Consider the following 24,346-nt stretch of genomic DNA (forward strand, 5'->3'; position numbering starts at 1 on the left):
ACCCTTGTTTGGAACCGTATAATGGAACCATACTACAAGGATTCAGTCATAAATAAAAGAAAAGCCCTTATCGAAATCTTCGAAAAAAGAGCGCATTTATCCATGACCAAAATACTCCTTATCAAGTAGATTTGCCCAAAACGTACATATTATACGTCACCAAGCAATAGTTTATGCGCTATTATCTATTACCACGCAGCATTTGCTACGTTAGAGCATAGATAACCAACTCGCAAAAACTTGCCGTGCGGCATGCGCTAGCCGGGCGACAATATATTGCTTGACATTTCAGCAAACTAAAGACATGGAGCCTATCTTAATACTGACATTTTATAATAATACCATTATCACTATCACATGTCAATAACCTATTGTATTTTATTTTTGCGCTTTAATAATACGATAGCCTTTGTCTTTCCCCACTTCTTCCACCATTGAGAACAAGCTTTCTAGTTTTGCCACTGCGGATGGAGCACCCTGCTTCTTCTGAATCACAATCCACAGATAGCCACCCTCATTTAAATGTTCATACGCATCTTCAAAAATCTTATGCACTACAGCTTTTCCTGCACGAATCGGAGGATTAGTTAGAATCACATCGAACTTCTGCTGCTCATTCAATGCGCCGAGCACATCGCTTTCCATTATCGTAACATTCCGGATTCCATTGTGCTGAGCATTCTCACGCGCCAGTTCTACCGCACGACTGTTAATATCAATCATGGTTACATGTCCTTTGGGAGCTAGGTATGCTGCACTTATGCCAATCGGCCCATAACCACAACCTACATCAAGCACCGCTGAACCGTCCGGAATTATCATAGCTTCAATAAGAACTCGGCTACCGTAATCGATGTCTCCTTTAGAGAATACACCGGCATCGCTCGTAAAACGAAAGCTTTTGCCTCTTAGTACGGTATCAATGCTACGTCTGTCATGACGTACTTCCGGCTGCTGCGAATAATAATGTTGCGACATCTCTTTCCTCCCTTTCCTGTTATGTTAGCAGTTGGTATATACGCCCTACTAACTCTATTTATAAAACAAACCCCTTGAACAAGTTCAAGGGGTTTTCAGTAATAGAAGGAATTACTTCACTTCTACAGCTGCGCCTGCTTCTTCCAATTTTGCTTTAGTAGCTTCGGCTTCGTCTTTGCTTACTTTTTCTTTGATTGCTTTTGGTGCGTTGTCTACAAGATCTTTAGCTTCTTTCAAGCCAAGACCAGTGATTTCGCGAACGATTTTGATAACGTTGATTTTGGAAGCGCCAGCGCCTGTCAAAATTACGTCAAATTCGGATTGCTCTTCAGCTACTGCTGCTACCGCACCGCCAGCTGCTACTGGAGCTGCTGCAGTTACGCCGAATTCTTCTTCAATTGCTTTAACCAGGTCGTTCAGTTCCAATACGCTCATGCCTTTAATTGCTTCCAAGATTGCTTCTTTACTCATGATTGAACCTCCATTTTATATTTAAATTTATTTGTGGTATTGATTATGCTGCAAGAGTCAAAGGCTTACGCGCTTTGTTCTTCTTTTTCAGCAACAGCTTTAACTGCAAGCGCGAAGTTGCGCATTGGAGCTTGAAGTACGCTAAGCAGCATGGACAGCAAACCATCGCGGGATGGAAGCTCAGCCAGTGCTTTCAGTTGTTCCGCGTCAATGACACGACCTTCAACTACGCCGCCTTTCAATTTCAAAGCGTCGTTTTTCTTGGCGAAATCGTTCAAAATTTTAGCTGGTGCTACTGCATCAGTTGTGCTGAATGCGATAGCTGTTGGACCAGTCAAAACTTCATCCAATTCACTCAACTCAGCCGCAGCAGTTGCGCGACGTAGCAATGTGTTCTTCAGGACTTGAAACTCAACGCCAGCTTCACGAAGTTGCTTACGCAGTTCAGTCACTTGGGAAACGTTCAATCCACGGTAGTCAGCTACAACAGTCGAAAGACTGTTTTGCAGTTTTGCAGTAACGACGTCAACCGCGTCTTGTTTTGCTTGAATTACTTTTGCATTTGCCAATGTATACACCTCCTGAAAATTTATGTGTCGGCGTTCTTTCCAAGGAAAGCTTCACCGCTCCTACGCAGGCAGTAGAAAAGCCTCCGCAGAATCACGAAGGCTTGATAAAACGAAAGTTATACGAGCAAGCTCGTTACTTCTTGTTTCTATCACAACACCTCGGTAGGAAATTAAGCACTAAGGCACCTACTGTCTACGGTAAGCATATTCAAGGTTAAGATTGATACCTTAAGTTTCACAACTGTTATAGATTATCAAAATTGACTCAAAGAGTCAACCCTTAATTATCTGAAGACGGTTGTGTTCACACGAGCGCTAGGTCCCATTGTGGAAGAAATCGAGATGCCTTTAAGGTATACACCTTTAGCAGCAGCTGGTTTCGCACGGTTCAAAGCGTCGATAAGAGCTTTAAGGTTATCGTTCAATTGTGCAGCATCAAAGGACACTTTGCCGATTGGCGCGTGAATTTGACCTGCTTTGTCGAGACGGTATTCGATTTTACCGGCTTTGATTTCTTGCACAGCCTTGGAAACATCGAATGTAACTGTGCCAGCTTTAGGGTTAGGCATAAGACCTTTACCACCAAGCAGACGACCCAGTTTACCGACTTCACTCATCATATCAGGTGTAGCTACGCAGACATCAAATTCAAACCAGCCTTGTTGAATTTTGTTGATCATGTCTTGATCACCAACAAAATCAGCGCCAGCAGCTTCTGCCTCTTTCGCTTTTTCACCTTTTGCAAATACAAGCACGCGTTGTGTTTTACCAGTGCCGTGAGGCAGGACAACAACACCACGAACTGCTTGGTCTTGTTTACGCGGGTCTACACCCAGACGAACTGCTGCTTCAACGGTTTCGTCGAACTTAGCAGTCGCTGCCTTTTTCACAAGCTCTACAGCTTCTGAAGGCTCGTAAGTTGCTTCGCTGTTGATCAGCTTAGCAGCTTCTTGGTATTTCTTACCATGTTTAGCCATGAAAATGTTCCTCCTTTGTGGTGTTAGCGGAAATTCCTCCCACATACTTGCGGGTCACGAATGACCGATTCTTCGAAAACTACTAGTCTTCGATTGTGATACCCATACTGCGAGCAGTACCTTCAACCATACGCATTGCAGCTTCAACAGTTGCAGCGTTAAGGTCAGGCATTTTTGTTTCAGCAATTTCACGTACCGCAGCGCGGCCGATTTTTGCTACTTTTTTCTTGTTTGGTTCGCCGGATCCTTTTTCTACTTTAGCAGCGATGCGAAGCAGAACAGCAGCCGGAGGAGTTTTAGTGATGAAAGTAAAGGAACGGTCTTCAAATACTGTAATTTCAACCGGAATGATCAAGCCAGCCTGGTCGGCAGTACGAGCATTAAATTCCTTACAGAATGCCATGATGTTGACACCTGCTTGACCTAACGCCGGACCTACTGGAGGCGCTGGATTCGCTTTCCCTGCAGGAATCTGCAGTTTCACCATTTTAATAACTTTTTTAGCCATGAGTGACACCTCCTTGCAAAAATAGTGGTCTTCGAACGCCAATAGCGCTCTCCCACAAGAAACCCTAGCTTATGTTATATTTTCTCCACTTGAGTGAAATCCAACTCTAGCGGGGTTTCCCGTCCAAACATGTTAACATGCACTTTGATCTTGCTCTTGTCAGCCAAAATTTCTTCCACGGAGCCCACAAAATTCGCAAACGGACCAACCATAATACGTACGGATTCCTTGATTTCGAAATCAATCTTCGCTTTAGGTTCAACCATGCCCATATGCTTCAGAATTTGTTCTACCTCTTCCGGAAGCAAAGCTGTTGGTTTAGACCCTGAGCCTGTCGAACCAACAAATCCAGTAACGCCCGGAGTATTGCGGACAACATACCAGGAATCATCAGTCTGAACCATTTCCACCAAAACATATCCGGGGTAAACTTTACGCATAACGGTTTTTTTCTTACCGTCTTTGTTTACGATTTCTTCTTCCATAGGAACAAGAACGCGGAATATTTTGTCTTCCATGCCCATGGACTCAACGCGCTTCTCCAAATTGGCTTTGACCTTATTCTCATACCCAGAATAGGTATGAACGACATACCATCTTTTTTCCATATCAAGCCACCTGGGACCTCTCTAAATAATCGCTTCAATCACAGCGGAAATACCGATGTCCAGAACCCAGAAGTAAATAGCGACAACTACAATCGTACCGAGAACGATCAATGTATAGTTGGTCAATTCTTTACGACTTGGCCAGCGAACCTTTTTGAGTTCACTCCAGCTCTCAGTGAAAAAGGAAAACATAGACTTGAAACTACGTTTCATGCCGACTACACCTCCACAGACTATCTGGTTTCGCGATGAGGAGTTTGCGAGTTACAATACTTGCAAAATTTCTTCATCTCCATGCGGTCGGGGTGATTTCGCTTGTTTTTGGTAGTCGCATAGTTTCTTTGTTTGCAACTTGTACAAGCCAAAGTGATAATTACCCGCATGATGTGCACCTCCCGAGACGTCCTTCTAATTCACATTAGAAGACGCAAATATTGATCCTAAAAAAAAGCCGCGAATTTAGGCCTACCTAAAACACTTTAGCATAATGTCAAGGTCTGTGTCAACGAAAGAATTCCGTTCTGCACTGGGTAATTCCGGGTTTAGTAGTCATATGGCCGTACCCTGTCTTTGGGTCTATCTCTTCCTCACACTTCGCTGTCTTCCTTACCATTATGGGGTATTCCGTCTGTGTATAAACCTACCTTCAACGGCAACGACTAAAATCGGCTCAAATAGTAATTTATGGTGCAAGCACCTAATTCTATCCGAGTGATTTCAAAAAGACTAAAAAAAAGAACTCGATGTCCGAGCCCTCTCTTGTTCATTATATCATCAATTGTCACGTACTTCTAGATATCTTTCTAATTTCCTTTTTACTCGTTGTAGAGCGTTATCAATAGACTTTACATGCCGCTTAAGATCTTCAGCAATCTCTTGATAGGATCTTCCGTCTAAATACAACATCAGAACCTTGCGCTCCAAGTCACTTAGAATCTCCGCCATCTTATCTTCAAGACCAATGAATTCTTCTTGATTAATAATTAGCTCTTCTGGATCTAGAACCTGTGTTCCACAAATGACATCCATAAGTGTTCTATCAGAATCTTCGTCATAAATGGGCTTGTCCAAGGAAACATAAGAGTTCAGCGGAATATGTTTCTGACGAGTGGCCGTCTTAATAGCCGTTATAATCTGTCGTGTAATGCAGAGCTCAGCAAAAGCCTTGAATGAAGAGAGCTTGTCACCTTTAAAGTCACGAATAGCCTTGTATAGACCAATCATTCCTTCTTGTACAATATCTTCACGGTCTGCCCCGATCAAGAAATAAGAGCGGGCTTTAGCACGTACAAAGTTACGGTATTTATTAATCAAATGTTCTAATGCGCCACTGTCGCCACCACGGAAAGCCTCGACAATATCTTCATCACTTATGAAATCATACTCAGACAGCATTATTTCCTTGAGGTCGACACTCACCAAGAATCCCCCCGGCTGCAACGCAAGACACATCGTTACTTCGCGAAATATAGGATCAGTATATATTATGTTACCTTCCACCGTCAACCGGAGTTTGTCCAAAATCAATCTAGAATAGCATAAATTGGAATAAAATATTTCCTGATTCTTCCTCAATCTCACTGTCTGCGCCATTTTTCCAACTTACTGCGCACATCGGGAGGCAGTTTGTCTTCCAACGAATGACGAGTAGAACTGACACCACCAGGTTCAATAGCTTTTTTTACTTGTTTCTGGTTCTCTTCAATTTCCAGATGCAATTCCCTTGCCGAAATTCGCAATGCACCTTGTGCAAAAATAATATGCTGCTCTATAAAATCACTCGTAGCCACATAGATCTGCCGGCGCCGATTGCTATATTCCCCAACCAGTCGCTCAATGCATTCATCTGCGGTTTCTTTTTCCTTGGTGAAGTACACCTGGACCTTCCCCTGGACAAAAGACCTTCCCAACCCCGGAACACGGTATGCATCAAAAACAGCAATAACTCTTCGTCCAGAGAAAGCCTGGTAATCTGCCAGCAAATCCATCAAGCGGTCGCGTGCTTCCTGCATACCAATCTGGGACAGTGCCACAAGTTCCGGCCAGCCACCGATCATGTTATATCCATCCACAAGCAGCACATCGCGCCAGTCGGCCATAGCTATCCCTGCAGTTGCCGGCGGCGTATCACTTCATACATAATGACTCCTGCGGCGACAGAGGCATTTAATGAATTGATCTTTCCGGCCATCGGCAGCTTAAGAAGTACATCACATTTTTCACGAATCAGGCGTCCCATTCCTTTATTCTCATTGCCGATTACAACAGCTACCGGACCCGTGAAAATGTCGGATTGGTATAGATTCTGATCGGTATCCACGTCTGTTCCTACTACCCAGACTCCCTGCTCTTTTAGACGGTCAATAGTCTGACCCAGGTTTGTAACCCGGGCAACCGGAACATACTCCACAGCACCCGCGGATGTTTTGGACACGGTCGCAGTTATCTGAGCCGAACGGCGTTTAGGTACGATTACCCCATGTACTCCAGTACAATCCGCCGTCCGCAGAATCGAGCCCAGGTTATGAGGATCTTCAATTTCATCAAGCAAAATAAGGAATGCCGGTTCTCCTTTGGCTTCTGCTATAGCTAACAAATCATCCACTTCAACATAGGCAAATGGTGCTGCTTGTGCAACCACCCCTTGATGCTGCACTCCTGGTGCCAGTTGATCCAGCTTACGCTTGTCCACATGCTGAATGACAATTCCCGCTTTCCGGGCTTCGGCAACGATGGGTGCTGTCAGATGCTTTTGGGCTGTCTCTGCAATCCAAATTTTATTTAATGTACGACCAGCACGAAGCGCTTCAAGCACAGAATGCTTCCCTGCCAATATTTCCTCTTCAGTCTTCAATTCTTCTTCCATGTTCACTTCTCCTATTTTCTATTTCGCCCAAGCCTATCACGGCTGTTTCAACATAAACTGTATACCCTTGTGCACAATTTCTTCTATTCTCTCCTGTTGTCCTGTGTAGTACAAGTGACCAATCAAGCACTCAAAAGCTGTAGCATGACGGTATTCAAGCACATCCGCATTCTTAGGAACACTTCCCGATTTCGCATTTCTCCCCTGACGGGCGACATCCTTCTCCTCTTCCGTGAGACTAGGCTCCAAAAAGTTCAGAATTGCACACTGTGCTTTAGCGGATACCAGCCCTGTAGCAGAACGATGCAAATGGTTCGGACGCAAATTCGGAAGAGATACTAAATACTGGCGAACAGCCACCTCATAGATAGCATCTCCTACATAAGCTAGAACAATAGGCGAAAGTAGTCGCGCAGGTTTGGAAGGCTCATAAGGAAACCATCCGTTATCAAACTTGCGTTCCTCACTCATTTACGACGCCACCGCATTCCCTGTGGAGTATCCTCAAGCAATATGCCCAAGCGGCCTAATTCATCACGGATCTCGTCAGACCGGCTCCAATTCTTATTCTTACGAGCTTCAACCCGCTCGGCGATTAACCGTTCAACTTCTTCACTTGCAATTTCCTCTTCTAGTTCAGGCGTCAAACGCAGCACAGCATTCATTTCGCCAAATGCTTGCAGTAATGCAGCAAAATCAGCAGGAGCAGCCTCGTTATTCGCAAGCGTATGGTTTGCCAGGCTCACCCAATCGAACATAGCCGTGATCGCATCAGGCGTATTAAAGTCATCCTGCATTCTAGCATGGAAATTGGCCACTATAGCCGATAGCTTATCGTTAATCTCTGAGTTGACTTCACCTTGAGCACCATCAGCAGCGAGTTCAAGCCGATGTTTAACGTTACTCTCTGCAAGCGTGATCCGTTCAACGCTCTTTTCGGCGGAAGTCATAGATTCCTCTGAGAAATTCAGCGGGTTACGGTAATGGGTCGATAGCATGAAATAGCGGATAGCTCCTGCTTTAAAACGCTCACGGATATCTTTTACAAGCCAGCCATTCCCGAGCGATTTCGACATTTTCTCGTCCCCGATGTTGATGAATCCATTATGCATCCAGTAATTAGAGAGTGGTTTACCAGTCAGAGCTTCGGTCTGAGCGCATTCGCATTCATGATGCGGGAACTGCAAATCTTGTCCACCACCATGGATATCAATCGTATCTCCCAAGAACTCGCGCGCCATAGCCGAGCATTCAATATGCCAGCCGGGACGTCCGTCTCCCCAAGGGCTACTCCAGTGCACTTCACCAGGTTTGGCTGCTTTCCAAAGCACAAAATCCTCCGGTTTTTCCTTACGTGAGTCCACCTCAACACGGATACCAAACTGCAGCTCATCCAAATTCTGACGAGATAATTTACCGTAGTCTTCAAATTTTGAAGTGCGGTAATATACATCGCCGCCGCTTTCGTATGCGTATCCTTTTTCCTCAAGCTCTTTAATAAATCCAATGATCAGCTCCATGCTTTCCGTTACACGGGGATTCAAGGTTGCCGGTTTAACACCAAGCCCTTCCAGATCCTCACGGTAAGCAGCAATGAAAGTTTCCGCTACCTCTGCTACAGTAGTGTTCATTTCTTCGGCTTTGCGAATCAGTTTATCATCGACATCCGTGAAATTCGTAACATAACGCACCTCATTACCTAACTGCTCCAAGTAATTCCGGACCATATCAAAAACAATTATAGGTCTAGCATTTCCGATATGCATATATCCATAAACGGTTGGACCACACACATACATCTTAACTTTGCCCGGATCCTGGGGCACAAACTGCTCCTTGCTGCGTGTCATTGTGTTATATATTTGTAAAGCCATCCTTATTCCAGCCCTTTCTGTTCTTCCGGATTCCTTAATACCGGGATGCTTAAATTTCATAGTCACCAATATACTGCTGAGCTTCTGCTATCCGCTGTGCGGTTTTTTGTTTATCTTCTGCGCCAAGCTTTTCCCTAATTTCTTCGATTTCTTTCTGCAAAAACCGCAATGAATCGACAAGCGGGTCAGGCATCTTCGTATGATCGAGCCGATCGGATACCCGTTCTCCATTACGTTTTACCACACGACCTGGATTCCCTACTACTGTACTGTTGTTAGGCACTTCACGCAACACAACAGCATTCGAACCTATATTTGAATTGTCACCAATACGAAAAGATCCTAAAACCTTCGCACCGGAACCAATAACTACATTGTTGCCGACCGTGGGATGACGCTTACCTTTTTCTTTTCCTGTTCCTCCAAGCGTAACCCCTTGATAGATTATAACATCATCACCGATTTCGCAGGTTTCTCCAATAACTATCCCCATACCATGGTCGATAAACAGCCTATTTCCGATGACAGCTCCAGGATGGATCTCAACACCAGTCATAAATCTGCTAAACTGCGAAACCATACGGGCCATTGTATACCAGCGGCGTTTGAAAAAAGAGTGGGCGATCCGGTGACCCCAAATGGCGTGCAAGCCGGCATATGTGAAGACAACCTCGAACCAGCTGCGGGCAGCAGGGTCGTTATCAAATACCGCCCGAATGTCCGACTTAATATGCTTAAACATCACGGTTCCTCTCTTCTTAACTTCCTTATCTCCTGTTTACAGGTACACAAGAAAGGTATTGTCTCCAGGCCCATCATCCTTATCATACATATGCTGTGAGCGTTCGCTTGGTTTGTTATCTGAAGAAATATAAGACAAAGAGTATTGACTGAACATTATTTGCTTATATTTAGACAAAAAACGCCCCTGCAGCATAATGCTGCAGAGACGTTTAACCGCGGTTCCACTCTGCTTGAACGAATCAAATGAGCCGCTATTGTTACAAACGGCAGAATTTCTTCGTTCCACTTGGCATCATTAACGGCGACGTTCCCGGCGCGATCTAATGAGCCTTAAAAAGGTCATTCAACCGTGCAGCTCACAGGCGCATGTTCTGCCCCGGACAAATGAATAACTCCCAGCCCGAAAGGGTGTCCCTTTCTCGGTTATTCTCTCTGGCAATTGTCTTCAATGGACGTACTTCTCCTGATCACAGCTATTATCATATAATTCTATCTTAGCGCAAAAGACAAGATACTGACAAGGGGGTTTTGTCGTATGAAATACGACCTTAAGCGCCCTTAATTTGTGATTTCAAACGTTCTATGACCCGGTTTTTGCCGAGCAAAGCAATGGTTATATTAAGATCACGTCCGTGCGTTTGTCCGGTCAGAGCCACACGAATTGGCATAAAGAGTGCTTTGCCCTTATGACCTGTTTCTTTCTGTACTTCCTTAATCAGAACAGCCATGTTGCTTGCACTGAAATCCTGACAGGCTTCAACCTTAGCCAGAAAAGCAGACAATACCTCAGGAACTTGGCTTTCAGCCAGAACCTGCGCTGCTTCCGTCTCTAACTCTAGGTGACTACGGAAGAACAGTTCCGATAGCGCCACGATGTCAGAAGCTGCAGTCATCTGCTCTTGATACAACGCGACAAGGCTTTCCGCCCATGCTTGTTGCTCTTCATTCAGCTCAGCAGGTATTTTACCCGCTTTTTGCAAATGCGGAATAGCTAGTGCAGAGATCCGTTTAGGATCAGCATGCTTAATATAATGATTATTCAGATGCGCCAGCTTGTTTTTATCAAATACAGCCGGGCTTTTGGACAAACGGTCCGCATCAAAAATAGAAATAAGTTCTTCTTTACTGAAGATCTCTTCTTCTCCCTCTGGAGACCAGCCAAGCAGAGAAATGAAGTTAACCAGGGCCTCAGGCAAGTAACCCAATTCATCATATTGCTCGATAAACTGAATAACGGATTCATCCCGTTTGCTGAGCTTCTTGTGGTTGTCGCCAACAATAAGCGTCATGTGACCAAATAAAGGTGGCTCCCAGCCAAGCGCTTCATAGATCATAAGCTGGCGGGGTGTGTTGGAAATATGGTCTTCTCCACGCAATACGTGGGTAATAGCCATCAGATGATCATCAACAGCTACCGCGAAGTTATAGGTCGGAATTCCGTCCTTCTTCACAATAACAAAGTCACCCATTTCTTTTGTGTCAAAAGAAATACTGCCTTTTACGAGATCATCAAACGCATACGTACGATCTTCTGGCACACGGAAGCGAATGCTAGCCACTCGTCCCTCAGCTTCAAAAGCTAGACGTTGCTCTTCAGTCAGATCACGGTGTTTGCCAGAATAACGAGGGGTTTCTCCGCGGGCAGTCTGTTCTTCACGTTCCGCTTCCAGCTCTTCCTCTGTGCAATAGCAGCGGTAAGCCAGACCTCTGTCCAGCAAATCCTGCCAATGTACACGATATAAGTCAAGACGTTCTGTCTGACGGTAAGGTCCGTACTCTCCGCCAACATCAACGCTCTCATCCCAATCCATACCCAGCCATTTCAAATACTTAAGCTGGCTCTCTTCACCACCAGCGACATTGCGCTTTACGTCTGTATCTTCAATTCTGATAATGAATTTACCGCCTTTATTACGGGCGAACAGATAGTTAAACAGCGCCGTTCTGGCGTTACCTATATGTAAATGTCCCGTAGGGCTCGGTGCGTAACGCACCCGGACTTCATCCGTCATTGTATTCCCTCCGCTTCATATGGTTGAACTTAATTTACTACTTAGACCATCTCAAGATGATATCACATCTTGGAGTAGACAGACAATAGATTGTGCGGCAATTCCTTCGCCGCGTCCGGCAAAACCAAGCTGCTCAGTTGTAGTAGCTTTAACATTCACCTTGGACGGGTCGGCATTAAGCGCACGTGCGATAATCTCGGTCATTTGTGGAATGTACGGAGCCATCTTAGGCTTTTGGGCGATAATTGTTGAATCAATATTTCCCAGCTTATATCCTCGCTCACGAGCAAGTGCCCATACCTCTTCTAATAATTTCAAGCTATCTGCGTCCTTAAAGGCTGGATCTGTATCCGGAAAATGTCTGCCAATATCACCAAGTCCAAGTGCGCCTAGAATCGCGTCACTAACTGCATGCAGCAGCACATCTGCATCGGAATGCCCAAGCAATCCTTTTTCGTAAGGAATCGTAACTCCCCCAATAATACAAGGCCTGCCCTCTACCAGCTGATGCACATCAAATCCTTGTCCTACAGCGATCATGATTGTCCCTCTCCCCTGTTTCTTTCTGTGAATTCTGCATAATCCAAATCGTCAGGTGTCGTAATCTTAATATTTCTGTAGCTTCCCTCTACCACAGAAACCGGAATCCCCGCACGCTCCGCCAAGCTGGAGTCATCGGTGCCCAGAAAGCCATCCCGCTCCGCCGCTGCATAAGCCTCCAGCAAATCAGAAAGACGAAAAGTCTGCGGGGTTTGAATCGCCCACAGACTTCGCCGATCCGGCGTAGATAGTACTTGTCCTTCATTATCCACCTGTTTGATCGTATCCTTGACGGGTACAGCAAGAACCGAAGCACCCATCTGCTTCGCTCGTTCGTAGCAAGCCTCAATTTCATTCGGCTGTACAAACGGACGAACACCATCATGTACCATTACCCACTGTGTCGTAAGTTTCAACAACCCTTTATGTACGGAATGCTGACGCTCAGATCCACCAGTTACTATAGCCTTAACCTTGTCCAGCTTATAGAGCTGTATCCATTCCCGGCAGCGTTCAATATCCTCTTCACCGGTTACGAGCACGATTTCAGAGATCAATTCGTGCTGCTGGAATACCTCCAGCGTATGAACGATAATCGGCTTCCCCTGCAGTAACAAATATTGCTTGCTCTCCGCAGTTCCCATTCGCGTTCCTCTGCCTGCCGCCACAATGACGACGCCCACACTGTTTGACATTAATCTGGCTCCTGTCTTTCACGTATAATCCCATCATAACGTGTTTGGCGGGCATTTCCAACCCATAGGACAGTCCCCATACACTTTATCTTTACTTATTGCGCTTTTTCTAAAAGTTTTGGCTTAGCAAATATCATTCGGCCAGCCGAAGTTTGCAGCACGCTAGTGACCAGAACCTCCATCGTAGTCCCGATATATTCCCGTCCGCCCTCTACAACAATCATCGTTCCATCGTCTAAGTAGGCTACACCTTGCCCATGCTCTTTGCCATCCTTAATGACCTGAACTACGATTTCCTCACCAGGCAGCACTACTGGCTTCACAGCATTCGCCAGATCGTTAATATTCAGAACCGAAACACCCTGCAATTCGCAAACCTTATTTAAGTTGAAATCATTAGTGACTACTTTACCTTGCAGTACCTTCGCTAACTTCACTAACTTACTGTCAACCTCAGAGATTTCTTCAAAATCTCCCTCATAGATCAATACCTTCACATCAAGCTCTTTTTGAATTTTATTGAGAATATCAAGCCCACGCCGTCCCCGGTTCCGCTTCAACAGATCCGAAGAATCAGCAATATGCTGGAGCTCTTCAAGCACGAATTCAGGTATGACAATGGTTCCCTCAATAAATCCCGTCTTACAAATGTCAGCGATTCTTCCATCGATAATAACACTTGTGTCGAGGATTTTATGTTCCTCAAGCCCGCGGCCTTCCGGCTCAGCCGCTTGGCCCCAGCGTCCAGATGTCCAAAGTGCAGCTAGCTCCTCTTTTTTCTCCAAACCGATCCGCAGTCCCAGGTATCCAAAAGCTAACGTTGCCGGCACTTGCAGCAGCTGCCCAGCTTTCCCCAGCCAGATCATTGCAGGATATAACAAGAGAGATAACAGAAGCCCCCCTGTAAGCCCAGCTGCACTTGCAGCTAATTCATTCATTGGAATACGCGAACAGTAGTGAACCGCCTCCCGCAGTTTTGAACCTCCCCATTCCGCGCATAAAGACCCCGCAAACAAAAAAATAATGGCACCCAGCACCGTAAATAAAATGCTTCCTTCTACAGGTAAGCTTTCACCCAGCTTTTCCATCCCCTTGGGGAATCCTCTTTCGAGCGCATGGTATAGCGAAAAACCTGACCAAGCACCACATATTAAGGCAAAAGACAAAATCACTTTTTTCCACATAACCTAACGCACCTCCTTTTTATTCATCCTAAATGGATCTATTCCTCACCAGTATGTTCCAATTTTCAAGACGATAAACTTGGGTTAGCGCTGGAAATGCAAAAAGGCTTTGCCATCCCCCAGGGAAGACAAAACCTTTGGTCATAATTTATTCAGTTACCTTACCTTTATGGGCCGATTAACCATTCTTGGAGTGATACACTTTATCCTCTGAACGGCTACGACGACGATGACGGCGTCTGGCTGTCAACCGATCAATATTTTGCTTAAAGCCGTATAATGCGTAAATTCCAAGTAAGACAAAGATCAGCTTAGCGATTTGCTCTGGGAACACAACAGCTACAGCCACTGCAACAACAATAACCACTGGCGCTCCAACCACCGCTTTTTTCGGCAATCCAATCTTTTTGAAATTAGGATATTTAACAGTGCTGACCATCAAATAGGATAAGAGCAGTGTAGCAACAATCATAAACGGAGCCGAAACATCTTTATTAAAAAGAGCTAATGTGGCCAGTACACCACCTGCAGCAGGAATTGGCAAACCGATAAAATAACCCGGAACCCCCGGACGAACATTAAAACGGGCTAAGCGCAAAGCACCAAACACCGGAAAAATTGCAGTTACTGTCCAGCCTAATGCAGAGTTCAGATCCTGCAGGCTTGAGACGTACAAAATAACGGCCGGTGCGACTCCGAAAGAAACGACATCAGATAAGGAATCCAACTCCTTGCCAAATTCGCTTTCGCATTTTAGAGCGCGAGCTACTCGACCATCTAAGCCGTCTAACAGCATAGCAATAATAACCATGATAGCGGCCATGCTAATCTTACCGTCAAACGCCATCATGATACCAAACATTCCGAGCATCAAATTACCTATCGTAAAAAGACTCGGAATTGATTTTTGTATCATTTCTTCACCTCAATTTTCTAACTTTGGCCTTTAACGTCCCCAATATTACGTGATTGTATGTTATTTACATTTGCCTGTCAATAAGAACTTGCTTCTGTAAACGTTTGAGCCCATCCTGAATATTACGGGCCCGCACCTCCCCAATTCCGTCCACTTCATCCAATTCAGCTATGCTTGCGGACATCAAATTAGGCAGCATTTCAAACCGCTCCACCAGATTGTGAATGATCACATTCGGAAGCCGCGGAATTTTGTTAAGCAGGCGATAACCACGTGGAGTCACCACTTCTTCAGAGGTAATTGCCGTAGAAGAATAACCCAATATACGGGCAATATGGTTGTCATCCATCAGATCATCATCGCTTATCCGTTTGAGACCGGCGATAATTTCACGGATTTTATCTTCCTGCTCTTCCTTAGCATAGTCTCTGTATAGAAGCCATGCTTCTTCCTCTGTATTTCCAACCAGTTCTTCCATCTGCATGCTGATCAGGCGTCCTTCGTTGCCCAATTCGTTGATATAGCGTTTGATCTCCATTTTTATGCGCAAAACCATCTCTACACGCTGGATAACACCCACTACTTCAGCAACGGTAACAATGCCCTCATATTCTGAAGCTGACAAATTCGTCAGTCCTTGCGTGAGCACTGCTTTATACTTCTCGAGTGTCTGAATCGCTTGGTTAGCCTTTGCCAAAATAGCTCCGATCTCTTTGAGCGCATAACGTATCGAGCCTTGATATAGCGTGATGATATTGCGGCGTTGTGAAATGGAAACTACCAGCTTACCCGTTTGCTTCGCTACCCGCTCCGCGGTCCGGTGACGGATCCCCGTCTCGATGGATGAGATAGAGGAATCCGGTATAAGTTGTGTATTAGCATACAATATACGCTTTAAATCCTCACTTAGAATAATAGCTCCGTCCATTTTAGCTAGCTCATATAAATAATTGGGCGAAAAATCGCAGTTAATGGAGAATCCGCCATCCACTACGTCCATCACCTCAGGACTGTACCCTACGACAATAAGCGCCCCTGTCTTAGCGCGCAGCACATTCTCCAAACCTTCCCGAAAAGGTGTACCCGGTGCCGCCAGTCTGAGCAGATCATTCATATTCTCTAATTGGTTATATTCTTTCATATCCCTGTGCCCCCTAATCTAACGCGACCGATAGTGCATCTGCTACGGTACTGACGCCAATAATCTGGATATCTTGCGGGTGCTTCCATCCCTTCATGCTCTTCTCAGGCATAATCACCCGCCGGAAGCCAAGTTTCGCGGCCTCCTTAACGCGCATTTCCGCGCGCGAAACGCCTCTTACCTCACCGGTAAGTCCTACTTCTCCGAAGAAAACGTCGTAAGGTTTTGTTGAAATATCACGAAAACTGGAGGCGATACTAATAGCTACAGCTAGATCAATCGCCGGTTCATCCAGCTTTACTCCCCCGGCAACATTCAGGTATGCATCCTGATTCTGCAGGAACATGCCCATCCGTTTCTCGAGTACAGCGATAATAAGTGCCATCCGCTGGTGATCCATGCCTGTGCACATTCGCCGTGGAGAAGGGAAGTGGGTGGCAGCAACAAGTGCCTGAAGTTCTACAAGCACAGGTCTAGTTCCCTCCATACTGGCCACCACAGTAGAACCAGCCACGCCAAGCGGACGTTCCGATAAAAAGAGCTCCGATGGATTCTCTACTTCGGTAAGCCCCGCTTCACCCATTTCGAAAATGCCGATTTCATTCGTAGAGCCAAAGCGGTTTTTTACAGCCCGCAAAAGTCTATACGTATGATGCCGCTCACCCTCAAAATACAGCACGCAGTCCACCATATGTTCAAGCATCCGTGGTCCAGCAATAGCCCCTTCCTTGGTAACATGACCAACGAGAACTGTTGCAATTCCACGAATCTTAGCGATACGCATAAATCTTGTCGTACACTCCCGAACCTGGGTCACGCTGCCTGGCGCACTCGTTACTTCTGGCATAAATACGGTCTGAATAGAATCGATGACAAGAAATTGTGGCTGGATTTGTTCGATCGCTTCTTCTATGCTTTCCATATTTGTCTCACATAGTACATAAAGCTCCGTTGACAACGCATCGAGGCGATCCGCGCGCAGCTTAGTTTGCCTTACCGATTCTTCGCCCGAGATATACAGTACTCGCAATCCCTGTGTTGTAAGGGCGTGCGAGGTCTGTAATAAGAGCGTAGATTTACCGATTCCTGGGTCTCCCCCTACTAGTACCAGCGATCCTGGTACGATCCCCCCACCGAGAACACGGTTAAGCTCACCTATACCTGTCAGTATGCGCGGTTCCTTGTCACTTTCTATACTTATGATCGACTGTGCCTTTTCTTTACTATGAAAAATAGGGGCATTCATTCCCTGTGTTTTGACTACGCTTTCCGTTTCCTCCACCATGGAGTTCCAAGCCTGGCACCCTGGGCATTTCCCGAACCATTTTGGCGATTCGTATCCACAGTCGGTGCAAAAAAATTTTGTTTTTGCTTTAGCCATTTGTTCTCCTTACGGTCCGAACTGTTTACAATTCGGATCATTTTCTTCTAATGAAAGTTTACCATTTCTACCCCTTTAACGAAAGGTCATTCGGTATTTGCATTAAATGTATATTTTAAATTGATCTATTTCCAATAAAAAAAGCTTTCGCTCCTCTATAAATAAGGAGCGAAAGCCTTGTTTATTTTATTCGGATTCTACTTCTTTTTCAAGCGCTGGCGCTACTGGAGCGTCCACTTTAGTCACCACAAGCTCTCCGCCCACCTCATCAATATTGAGGGAATCACCCTTTTGGATATTTCCTCTCAACAATTCCTCAGAAAGGCGGTCCTCAATATGCTTCTGAATTGCCCGACGCAATGGACGCGCACCGAAGGCTGGGTCATAACCTTCTTTAGCCAAGAAGGCCTTCGCTGCATCCGTGAGTACGAAATCAACATCATATTCACGCAGGCGCTTGCGGAGCTCATCAGACATCAACGTAACGATCTCAGCGATATGTTTCTCATCGAGTGAGTGGAAGACGATAATTTCGTCGATCCGGTTCAAGAACTCTGGACGGAAGCTCTTCTTGAGCTCTTCCATAACCTTGCCCTTCATATTGCCATATTCTGCTCCTGCATCTTGCACAGCCGTGAATCCAAGCGTCGAATTCTTCTTGATTGCCTGTGCGCCTACGTTAGAGGTCAGAATGATAAGTGTATTACGGAAGTCAACTACCCGGCCTTTAGAGTCGGTAAGACGACCATCTTCAAGCACTTGCAGCAAAATGTTGAATACTTCCGGATGCGCTTTTTCAATTTCATCAAGCAGTACTACAGAGTATGGTTTACGACGTACCTTCTCTGTTAATTGGCCGCCTTCTTCATAGCCGACATATCCAGGAGGGGCACCAACTAAACGGGACGTGGAGTGCTTCTCCATGTATTCCGACATATCAATACGGATGACCGCATTCTCATCGCCGAACATGGCTTCAGCAAGCGCACGTGCCAACTCAGTTTTACCTACGCCCGTAGGACCGAGGAAGATAAAGGAGCCCATTGGACGTTTCGGATCTTTAAGACCCGCACGCGCCCGGCGCAATGCCCGGCTGACAGCCTTAACAGCTTCGTCCTGACCAATCACTCGTTCATGCAGCAGAGCTTCCATATTAAGCAGACGGTCGGTCTCTTCTTCCTTCAGCTTGCTTACAGGGATCCCCGTCCAGCTTGCTACAACCTGTGCGATATCTTCAGGAGTAACTTCAGAATCGGTGCGTCCTTGCTTTTCTTTCCACTGGTTCTTAGTCGTATCAAGCTCTTCACGGATTTTTTGCTCCGTATCACGCAGGGCAGCCGCTTTCTCAAACTCTTGGCTCTGAACAGCGGAATCCTTCTCCTTGCGGATATCATCCAAGCGCATTTCTAGTTCCTTCAGATTTGGCGGGATAGTGTAAGAGTGAAGCCTTACTTTAGACCCTGCTTCATCGATAAGGTCAATGGCTTTATCCGGCAGGAAACGATCCGGAATGTAACGATCAGACAGCTTTACAGCTTCCACGATAGCTTCATCCGTAATTTTCACACGGTGATGTGCTTCATAACGATCACGAAGTCCAAATAGAATTTGTACCGCTTCTTCTGGAGATGGCTGATCCACCGTAATAGGTTGGAAACGGCGCTCCAAAGCTGCATCTTTTTCAATATATTTACGATATTCATCCAGCGTCGTCGCACCGATGCACTGAAGTTCTCCGCGGGCTAAAGCCGGCTTAAGAATGTTAGATGCATCAATAGCACCTTCTGCGCCACCAGCACCGATCAGCGTATGAAGCTCATCGATAAAGAGTACGATATTCCCCGCTTGGCGAATCTCATCCATGATTTTCTTGAGGCGGTCTTCAAACTCACCGCGATATTTAGTACCAGCCACTACAGAGCCCATATCGAGCGTCATTACGCGTTTGTCGCGCAGTGTTTCTGGAATTTCATTATTAATGATCTTTTGGGCCAAGCCTTCAGCAATAGCTGTTTTACCCACCCCAGGTTCACCTATCAACACCGGGTTGTTCTTCGTCCGGCGGCTCAGTACCTGAATAACACGTTCAATTTCCTTGCTACGACCGATAACTGGATCCAGGTTGCCATCCTTGGCATAAGCCGTCAAATCGCGTGCTAGACCGTCTAGAGTCGGTGTGCTGACATTAGCAGGTGTTCCGCTATGGCTGGATGCAGCCTCGCTGCTTCCCAGAAGCTGAAGCACTTGCTGACGAGCTTTGTTCAAGCTGATGCCGAGGTTATTAAGCACACGAGCCGCGACACCTTCTCCTTCACGAATAAGTCCTAGCAGAATATGCTCAGTGCCGACATACGTATGTCCCAGCTTGCGGGCTTCGTCCATCGACAACTCGATTACTTTTTTGGCGCGAGGAGTATAAGCAATGTTCGTAGGTTGTTCTTGGCCTCTGCCAATCAGTGTCTCCACTTCGTCCTGGATTTTCTCAAGACCCAGACCCAAAGCGATTAATGCTTTAGCAGCAATGCCGTCTCCTTCACGAATAAGTCCTAGCAAAATATGTTCTGTGCCAATATTGTTGTGTCCTAAACGAACAGCTTCTTCCTGCGCTAGCGCTAGCACTTTTTGTGCGCGTTCCGTAAATCTTCCAAACATCATATCTCCTGCACCTCCATGAATAATAAATATCTATATTAATGTTGTGTTCCCAGTGTTTCTCGGAGCAGTTTCGCCCGATACATATCCCGTTCAGTGGCGTTCATCTCATCACCGAACATTTTTTGCAGAAATCCTGGCTGTGTCTTAACGTTAAGCTCATTAAGCACGGAAATCGAAGGGCCTTCCAGTATGCCAAGGTCGACCCCAAGTCTCACATCAGATAGCCGTTGTGCGGATTCTTTAAGCTCCATTAGAGCGGCATAACACAAAATCCCATAAGATCTTTTGACTCGGTCTGTAATTCTTAAAGCGGAATCTACAAGCAGCCTTTCACGGGCATTTCGTTCATGCTCTATAATCTGGGTGACTACACTGTGAAGGTTCTCGATGATTTCACTTTCCGTTTGACCGAGAGTAATCTGATTGGAAATTTGAAAGATGTTCCCTACTGCTTCGCTGCCCTCACCATAAATTCCTCTTACAGTCAATCCCACTTGATTCACTGCTGACAATATGCGATTGATCTGTTGGGTCATTACTAGTGCTGGCAAATGCAGCATTACTGAGGCACGCAGCCCTGTACCCACATTGGTGGGACAACTGGTCAAATATCCTCTTTTATCATCAAAAGCGTAATTAACAGCCGATTCGAAGATATCATCGATGGCGGTCGCACGTTCCCATGCTTCTCTTACCTGAAGACCCGGGAACAGACATTGAATCCGCAGATGGTCTTCTTCGTTAATCATGATGCTGACCGACTCATCTTCATTTAATATTACAGCTGCGCCACGTGAATCATTGGCCAGATTAGGACTGATAAGATGTTTCTCGACCAATACCTTTTTGTCCAGTTCATTCACTTCAGCAAGCTTTATCAGTTGAAAAGATCCGAATTCGGCAGCAGTTTCCCCATGAAACACAGGGGCCAGCAGCTCTAATACTTCTTCCGATTGCTCTAAGGAAGCAAGCATAGGGAATGGAAGATGCTCTAAATTACGTGCAATACGCATACGGCTGCTAATTACAATCTCGGAGTGACTGCCTCCCGAGCGCATCCAATCACTAAGCGCTTGTTCAGTAAATCGGAGACTTGACATGTCATATCCCCCCTATATATCAAAGACTTTACTCTTGTGCCATTTCTTTTTCAAGTTGGCGAATTTGATCCCGCAGCTCTGCCGCAGTTTCGAATTCCTCCTGTGCGATACTTTGCTGTAATTCCAGCTTCAATTCATCAATTTGCCGTTTGAACACAATCTGTGCTCCAGCACGTTTGGGAATCTTGCCTACATGAGAAGTGCTGCCATGCACCCGTTTAAAGAGCGGGTCCAGTGCACTGTTAAAATATTTATAACAGGAGCTGCAGCCAAAACGACCCAATTTGCTAAACTGCGAGTACGTCATCCCACAATTCTCACATTGCAGACTCTGCGTAGTCTTCGTAGCAGCCGTCTTTTCCTTACCGGCCCCTTCAAGATCAAGCAGACCAGACAGCAAGCTGTGAATGGAGAATCCTCCAGCAGTTCCCGGGATCAGTTCACCCTTCTCCCGAGCACAGCTCTCGCAGATATGAAATTCTGTCTTCTCTCCATTCACGATCTTGGTGAAATGGAGTGTTGCTGGCTTGACGCCACATTCCTGACATTGCATAAGCGAAAGCCCCTCCCTTATGATTGACAATTATTTGCCTAACAAAGAGATTAACATCGCCTTCATAATCTTGGCCCGAATCTCATCCCGATATGGAATCTTAACCGTTAGGCAATCCCGAGAAACAGCAGCGCGCATAAGACACGCCTCACGCTTGCTTAGAAAACCAGCTTCCTCCAGCTGATAAATCAACCCTTCGGCAGCGTTCTGATCTATCCCGCCACCTATAGTATGGTTTAAATGGGCATGCAGTGCCACGTTGGGCGGCAATTCAAAACGTTGAATACGAATATATCCCCCGCCACCACGCTTACTTTCCACCACATAGCCTTTTTCCAGTGTAAAGCGTGTACTAATAACATAATTGATCTGTGACGGTACGCATGAGAACTGGTCCGCCAGGTCATTTCGCTGGATTTCCACCGTACCTTCGGGACTTTCATGCAAAATATTCTTCAGATATTGTTCAATAATATCAGAGATATTGCGCATCACTCATCCTCCAGTGCTCTTTAAAGCTTCATAATATCGCTTGCGGCCGCATCCTTAATGACATTCATTAGTGAACTTCATTCATATAAGTCTGAAGAAAACTTCACGAATTCAGAGGATCGCACTGTATGTCATCAGGTGCGTTGACTTTGACTTTCTTTGACTTTTTAATATTATAACATATTCTGTGCTAATTCCAAGAGGATTCTCTTATTTTTCACTTTTTTCAGCGAATGTATTCGGAAATAAAGAACTCTCCCAGCATCTTTCGAAGGGGAGAGCCTAATTATTTTCTAAAAATGATCAAAAAGTGCGGTTTCAGCTTGCGGTATGATTTCTTCGAGCCATTCCAGAGACGTCGGATTACCAGTCACAAGTCCATAACGAGCCAGCTCTGCCGAGCGTTTATATCCAAACATTAGAATCGTCAGCGTACCAATATCACAGCTTAAGTCAGCTGCATCCCGTTCACCCTCTATACGCAAGAAAGCTGCTGCTCCCTCTTCGGAGACCGTCCATTCCCACAACCCGTCATTCCATGGGGCATATTTATCTTCAATATAAATAACCTGCTTCTTCTGACTGCTGTGACGCTTAAAAGAATAACTCTCCACAAATACTTTAGCATTCACAATACGCGCCATAAAATAAGGATAATTCTCCTGCTCTATACGCGGATCAGACAGCAAAAAGGGTAACATATCATCGGATGGCACCAGTTTTAGCGATGCACCGGTCACCATCGAATCGTGATTCGCAAGAAATGTCCACAGCCCCTGCCGGGCCTGTTCGTTCAAAAACACAAATTCATCAATGACCAGTTCTCTATTTTCTATCTTATATAGTACGTATCCTTCAGGTTCCCCAAGCTGTGAGTAAAATACCGCAATCTGACCTTCATCATCCAGAACAGAGTTCTCCCACCAGTCCAAATCGCGCTTAAGTGTCCCGTTATATCTAACTGCAAAACGATTGTATAAGTTGTCCAATACTTCGATATCTTTAACACCACGTCTTACCTTGCCCTCAACTTCAACCTTCTTGGGAAACTTGGCAACAGGAATGGAGTATTTCTTATATTCACAATAAACTTCCCAACCAAATTTGCGATAAAAGGGGATCAAGAACGGATGCAGAAAAGATAATGTCTGCCCCGCCTCATTCATCGTTTGCAGCGTATGCGCCAGGAGCTTTGCCACATGTCCCTGTCTGCGATTCTCCGGCCATGTCGCTACCCCTGCGAGCCCTCCCATAGGTACTAATCTACCTTGTATGTACACTTCGAATGGAAGAAGAGTAAGTTTGGCTTCCAAAGTACCTTCTTCAAAAGCACCCCATACGCGTTCTGCTTTAAATCTTTCCTTAGCATTCGCCCTTTTCTCACTGGGCAGCTTGTATTGAAAAGCATATTCAGATAAATCCATGCTTAGATCAAACTCTTCTGAGTGCAACTGTCTGATATCCACAAAACTCACCTCATCATTTATGAATTTACTTTTATGGTTAGTATAACAAGAGAGTGTATGGTGTGCGAATTATAAGGATATTTTTCGAACTTTATTTAGTTATCCACAGCCTTAAGCTGTTTTAAAAATAGTCTTGTAATCTTGTCCTATTCAAGTTAAAATAATTATCCACTTATCAATCCCTCTATCCACATAAATATGACTATATCCACAGCAACCCGTGTATTACTAAGGTTTTCTGTTGACAGATCTACATAAATATGTACTTAATCCACACCATCCGGTGATTTTTCGCCTTTTAATCATCTATCCACATGTGCGTAAGTTTTCTGCAAATCCCAATGAATTATCCACAAGTTTTCCACAATCTATAATAGACGCAAAAAAGCCACTGTCGAGTTATCAACAGTGGTCTATTTGTGCTTGGCAACGTCCTACTCTCCCAGGACCCTTCGGTCCAAGTACCATCGGCGCTGGAGGGCTTAACGGTCGTGTTCGGGATGGGTACGTGTGGAACCCCTCCGCTATCGCCACCAAACATGCGTCTGTGAAACAGACGCTGCCGCGTGAAATTCAGTTCATCACCAGAAGTGACAATGAATTTCTAAGCGTGTTA

General features: G+C 45.4%; 26 protein-coding genes, 1 rRNA gene and 1 other annotated feature. All 27 genes read right to left on the reverse strand.

From position 1 onward, the window contains the following. Positions 1-378 precede the first annotated feature (378 nt). The gene (locus MKZ09_RS30565; RefSeq protein WP_038573463.1) at positions 379-978 is read right to left on the reverse strand and encodes a class I SAM-dependent methyltransferase; all 600 of its coding nucleotides are present in this window, start codon (positions 976-978) and stop codon (positions 379-381) included. A gap of 111 nt (positions 979-1,089) precedes the next feature. Further along, positions 1,090-1,449, reverse strand: coding sequence for a 50S ribosomal protein L7/L12 (rplL, locus tag MKZ09_RS30570; protein ID WP_036680508.1), 360 nt, complete (start codon positions 1,447-1,449; stop codon positions 1,090-1,092). Between the two features lie 65 nt (positions 1,450-1,514). Beyond that, positions 1,515-2,018, reverse strand: a complete 504-nt coding sequence (rplJ, locus tag MKZ09_RS30575; protein WP_076099619.1) for a 50S ribosomal protein L10 — start codon at positions 2,016-2,018, stop codon at positions 1,515-1,517. A gap of 64 nt (positions 2,019-2,082) precedes the next feature. Further along, positions 2,083-2,235: a sequence feature (ribosomal protein L10 leader region), on the reverse strand. 67 nt (positions 2,236-2,302) lie between these two features. Beyond that, a complete protein-coding gene (gene rplA / locus MKZ09_RS30580; RefSeq protein ID WP_036680504.1) occupies positions 2,303-2,995 on the reverse strand; it encodes a 50S ribosomal protein L1 in 693 nt (230 codons plus the stop codon). Positions 2,996-3,077: 82 nt separating this feature from the next. Next, positions 3,078-3,503 carry a 50S ribosomal protein L11 gene (gene rplK, locus MKZ09_RS30585; protein ID WP_036680502.1) on the reverse strand — a complete coding sequence of 142 codons (426 nt, stop codon included), beginning with the start codon at positions 3,501-3,503 and terminating at the stop codon, positions 3,078-3,080. 74 nt (positions 3,504-3,577) lie between these two features. Next, entirely contained in the window at positions 3,578-4,111 is a 534-nt protein-coding gene (nusG, locus tag MKZ09_RS30590; protein WP_036680499.1) for a transcription termination/antitermination protein NusG, read from the reverse strand. A gap of 21 nt (positions 4,112-4,132) precedes the next feature. Next, a complete protein-coding gene (gene secE, locus MKZ09_RS30595) occupies positions 4,133-4,324 on the reverse strand; it encodes a preprotein translocase subunit SecE (protein WP_036680497.1) in 192 nt (63 codons plus the stop codon). A 20-nt stretch (positions 4,325-4,344) separates the two neighbouring features. Then, positions 4,345-4,494, reverse strand: a complete 150-nt coding sequence (gene rpmG / locus MKZ09_RS30600) for a 50S ribosomal protein L33 (protein WP_076099620.1) — start codon at positions 4,492-4,494, stop codon at positions 4,345-4,347. 391 nt (positions 4,495-4,885) lie between these two features. Beyond that, entirely contained in the window at positions 4,886-5,530 is a 645-nt protein-coding gene (gene sigH / locus MKZ09_RS30605) for an RNA polymerase sporulation sigma factor SigH (protein ID WP_036680496.1), read from the reverse strand. A 158-nt stretch (positions 5,531-5,688) separates the two neighbouring features. Then, complete coding sequence (locus tag MKZ09_RS30610; RefSeq protein WP_036680494.1) at positions 5,689-6,210, reverse strand: NYN domain-containing protein; 522 nt, start codon at positions 6,208-6,210, stop codon at positions 5,689-5,691. A 2-nt stretch (positions 6,211-6,212) separates the two neighbouring features. Then, positions 6,213-6,977 (reverse strand): 23S rRNA (guanosine(2251)-2'-O)-methyltransferase RlmB, encoded by a 765-nt coding sequence (rlmB, locus tag MKZ09_RS30615; protein ID WP_036680492.1) that lies wholly within the window; start codon positions 6,975-6,977, stop codon positions 6,213-6,215. Positions 6,978-7,013: 36 nt separating this feature from the next. Then, the gene (locus tag MKZ09_RS30620) at positions 7,014-7,448 is read right to left on the reverse strand and encodes a Mini-ribonuclease 3 (protein WP_076099622.1); all 435 of its coding nucleotides are present in this window, start codon (positions 7,446-7,448) and stop codon (positions 7,014-7,016) included. Continuing rightward, positions 7,445-8,851: a cysteine--tRNA ligase gene (gene cysS / locus MKZ09_RS30625; RefSeq protein ID WP_076208233.1), complete on the reverse strand. Its 1,407-nt coding sequence runs from the start codon at positions 8,849-8,851 to the stop codon at positions 7,445-7,447. The genes MKZ09_RS30620 and cysS overlap by 4 nt, the downstream gene beginning before the upstream one ends. 49 nt (positions 8,852-8,900) lie before the next feature. Beyond that, positions 8,901-9,593 carry a serine O-acetyltransferase gene (cysE, locus tag MKZ09_RS30630; protein ID WP_036680489.1) on the reverse strand — a complete coding sequence of 231 codons (693 nt, stop codon included), beginning with the start codon at positions 9,591-9,593 and terminating at the stop codon, positions 8,901-8,903. Between the two features lie 550 nt (positions 9,594-10,143). After that, positions 10,144-11,607 carry a glutamate--tRNA ligase gene (gene gltX, locus MKZ09_RS30635; RefSeq protein ID WP_036680487.1) on the reverse strand — a complete coding sequence of 488 codons (1,464 nt, stop codon included), beginning with the start codon at positions 11,605-11,607 and terminating at the stop codon, positions 10,144-10,146. Between the two features lie 51 nt (positions 11,608-11,658). Next, positions 11,659-12,147 carry a 2-C-methyl-D-erythritol 2,4-cyclodiphosphate synthase gene (gene ispF / locus MKZ09_RS30640; RefSeq protein ID WP_036680486.1) on the reverse strand — a complete coding sequence of 163 codons (489 nt, stop codon included), beginning with the start codon at positions 12,145-12,147 and terminating at the stop codon, positions 11,659-11,661. Beyond that, positions 12,144-12,842 (reverse strand): 2-C-methyl-D-erythritol 4-phosphate cytidylyltransferase, encoded by a 699-nt coding sequence (gene ispD, locus MKZ09_RS30645; RefSeq protein WP_076130021.1) that lies wholly within the window; start codon positions 12,840-12,842, stop codon positions 12,144-12,146. The genes ispF and ispD overlap by 4 nt, the downstream gene beginning before the upstream one ends. A gap of 95 nt (positions 12,843-12,937) precedes the next feature. Then, positions 12,938-14,026, reverse strand: coding sequence for a PIN/TRAM domain-containing protein (locus MKZ09_RS30650; RefSeq protein ID WP_036680481.1), 1,089 nt, complete (start codon positions 14,024-14,026; stop codon positions 12,938-12,940). A gap of 178 nt (positions 14,027-14,204) precedes the next feature. Then, on the reverse strand, positions 14,205-14,942 hold the full coding sequence (pssA, locus tag MKZ09_RS30655; protein WP_036680477.1) for a CDP-diacylglycerol--serine O-phosphatidyltransferase: 738 nt from the start codon (positions 14,940-14,942) through the stop codon (positions 14,205-14,207). Positions 14,943-15,006: 64 nt separating this feature from the next. After that, positions 15,007-16,083, reverse strand: coding sequence for a DNA integrity scanning diadenylate cyclase DisA (gene disA / locus MKZ09_RS30660; protein WP_036680475.1), 1,077 nt, complete (start codon positions 16,081-16,083; stop codon positions 15,007-15,009). A 13-nt stretch (positions 16,084-16,096) separates the two neighbouring features. Further along, complete coding sequence (gene radA / locus MKZ09_RS30665) at positions 16,097-17,464, reverse strand: DNA repair protein RadA (protein ID WP_036680472.1); 1,368 nt, start codon at positions 17,462-17,464, stop codon at positions 16,097-16,099. A 186-nt stretch (positions 17,465-17,650) separates the two neighbouring features. Continuing rightward, positions 17,651-20,119, reverse strand: coding sequence for an ATP-dependent protease ATP-binding subunit ClpC (clpC, locus tag MKZ09_RS30670; protein WP_036680471.1), 2,469 nt, complete (start codon positions 20,117-20,119; stop codon positions 17,651-17,653). A 35-nt stretch (positions 20,120-20,154) separates the two neighbouring features. Then, on the reverse strand, positions 20,155-21,219 hold the full coding sequence (locus tag MKZ09_RS30675; protein ID WP_036680469.1) for a protein arginine kinase: 1,065 nt from the start codon (positions 21,217-21,219) through the stop codon (positions 20,155-20,157). A 28-nt stretch (positions 21,220-21,247) separates the two neighbouring features. Further along, the gene (locus tag MKZ09_RS30680) at positions 21,248-21,772 is read right to left on the reverse strand and encodes a UvrB/UvrC motif-containing protein (RefSeq protein ID WP_036680467.1); all 525 of its coding nucleotides are present in this window, start codon (positions 21,770-21,772) and stop codon (positions 21,248-21,250) included. Positions 21,773-21,802: 30 nt separating this feature from the next. Then, a complete protein-coding gene (locus MKZ09_RS30685) occupies positions 21,803-22,264 on the reverse strand; it encodes a CtsR family transcriptional regulator (RefSeq protein ID WP_036680465.1) in 462 nt (153 codons plus the stop codon). A 293-nt stretch (positions 22,265-22,557) separates the two neighbouring features. Next, entirely contained in the window at positions 22,558-23,730 is a 1,173-nt protein-coding gene (locus MKZ09_RS30690; protein WP_076208230.1) for a GNAT family N-acetyltransferase, read from the reverse strand. A gap of 421 nt (positions 23,731-24,151) precedes the next feature. Then, positions 24,152-24,268: ribosomal RNA gene (gene rrf, locus MKZ09_RS30695) — 5S ribosomal RNA — on the reverse strand. Positions 24,269-24,346: the final 78 nt, after the last annotated feature.

The sequence above is a fragment of the Paenibacillus sp. FSL R5-0908 genome (assembly GCF_038006245.1).
In the GTDB taxonomy this organism is placed as follows: domain Bacteria; phylum Bacillota; class Bacilli; order Paenibacillales; family Paenibacillaceae; genus Paenibacillus_AQ; species Paenibacillus_AQ odorifer.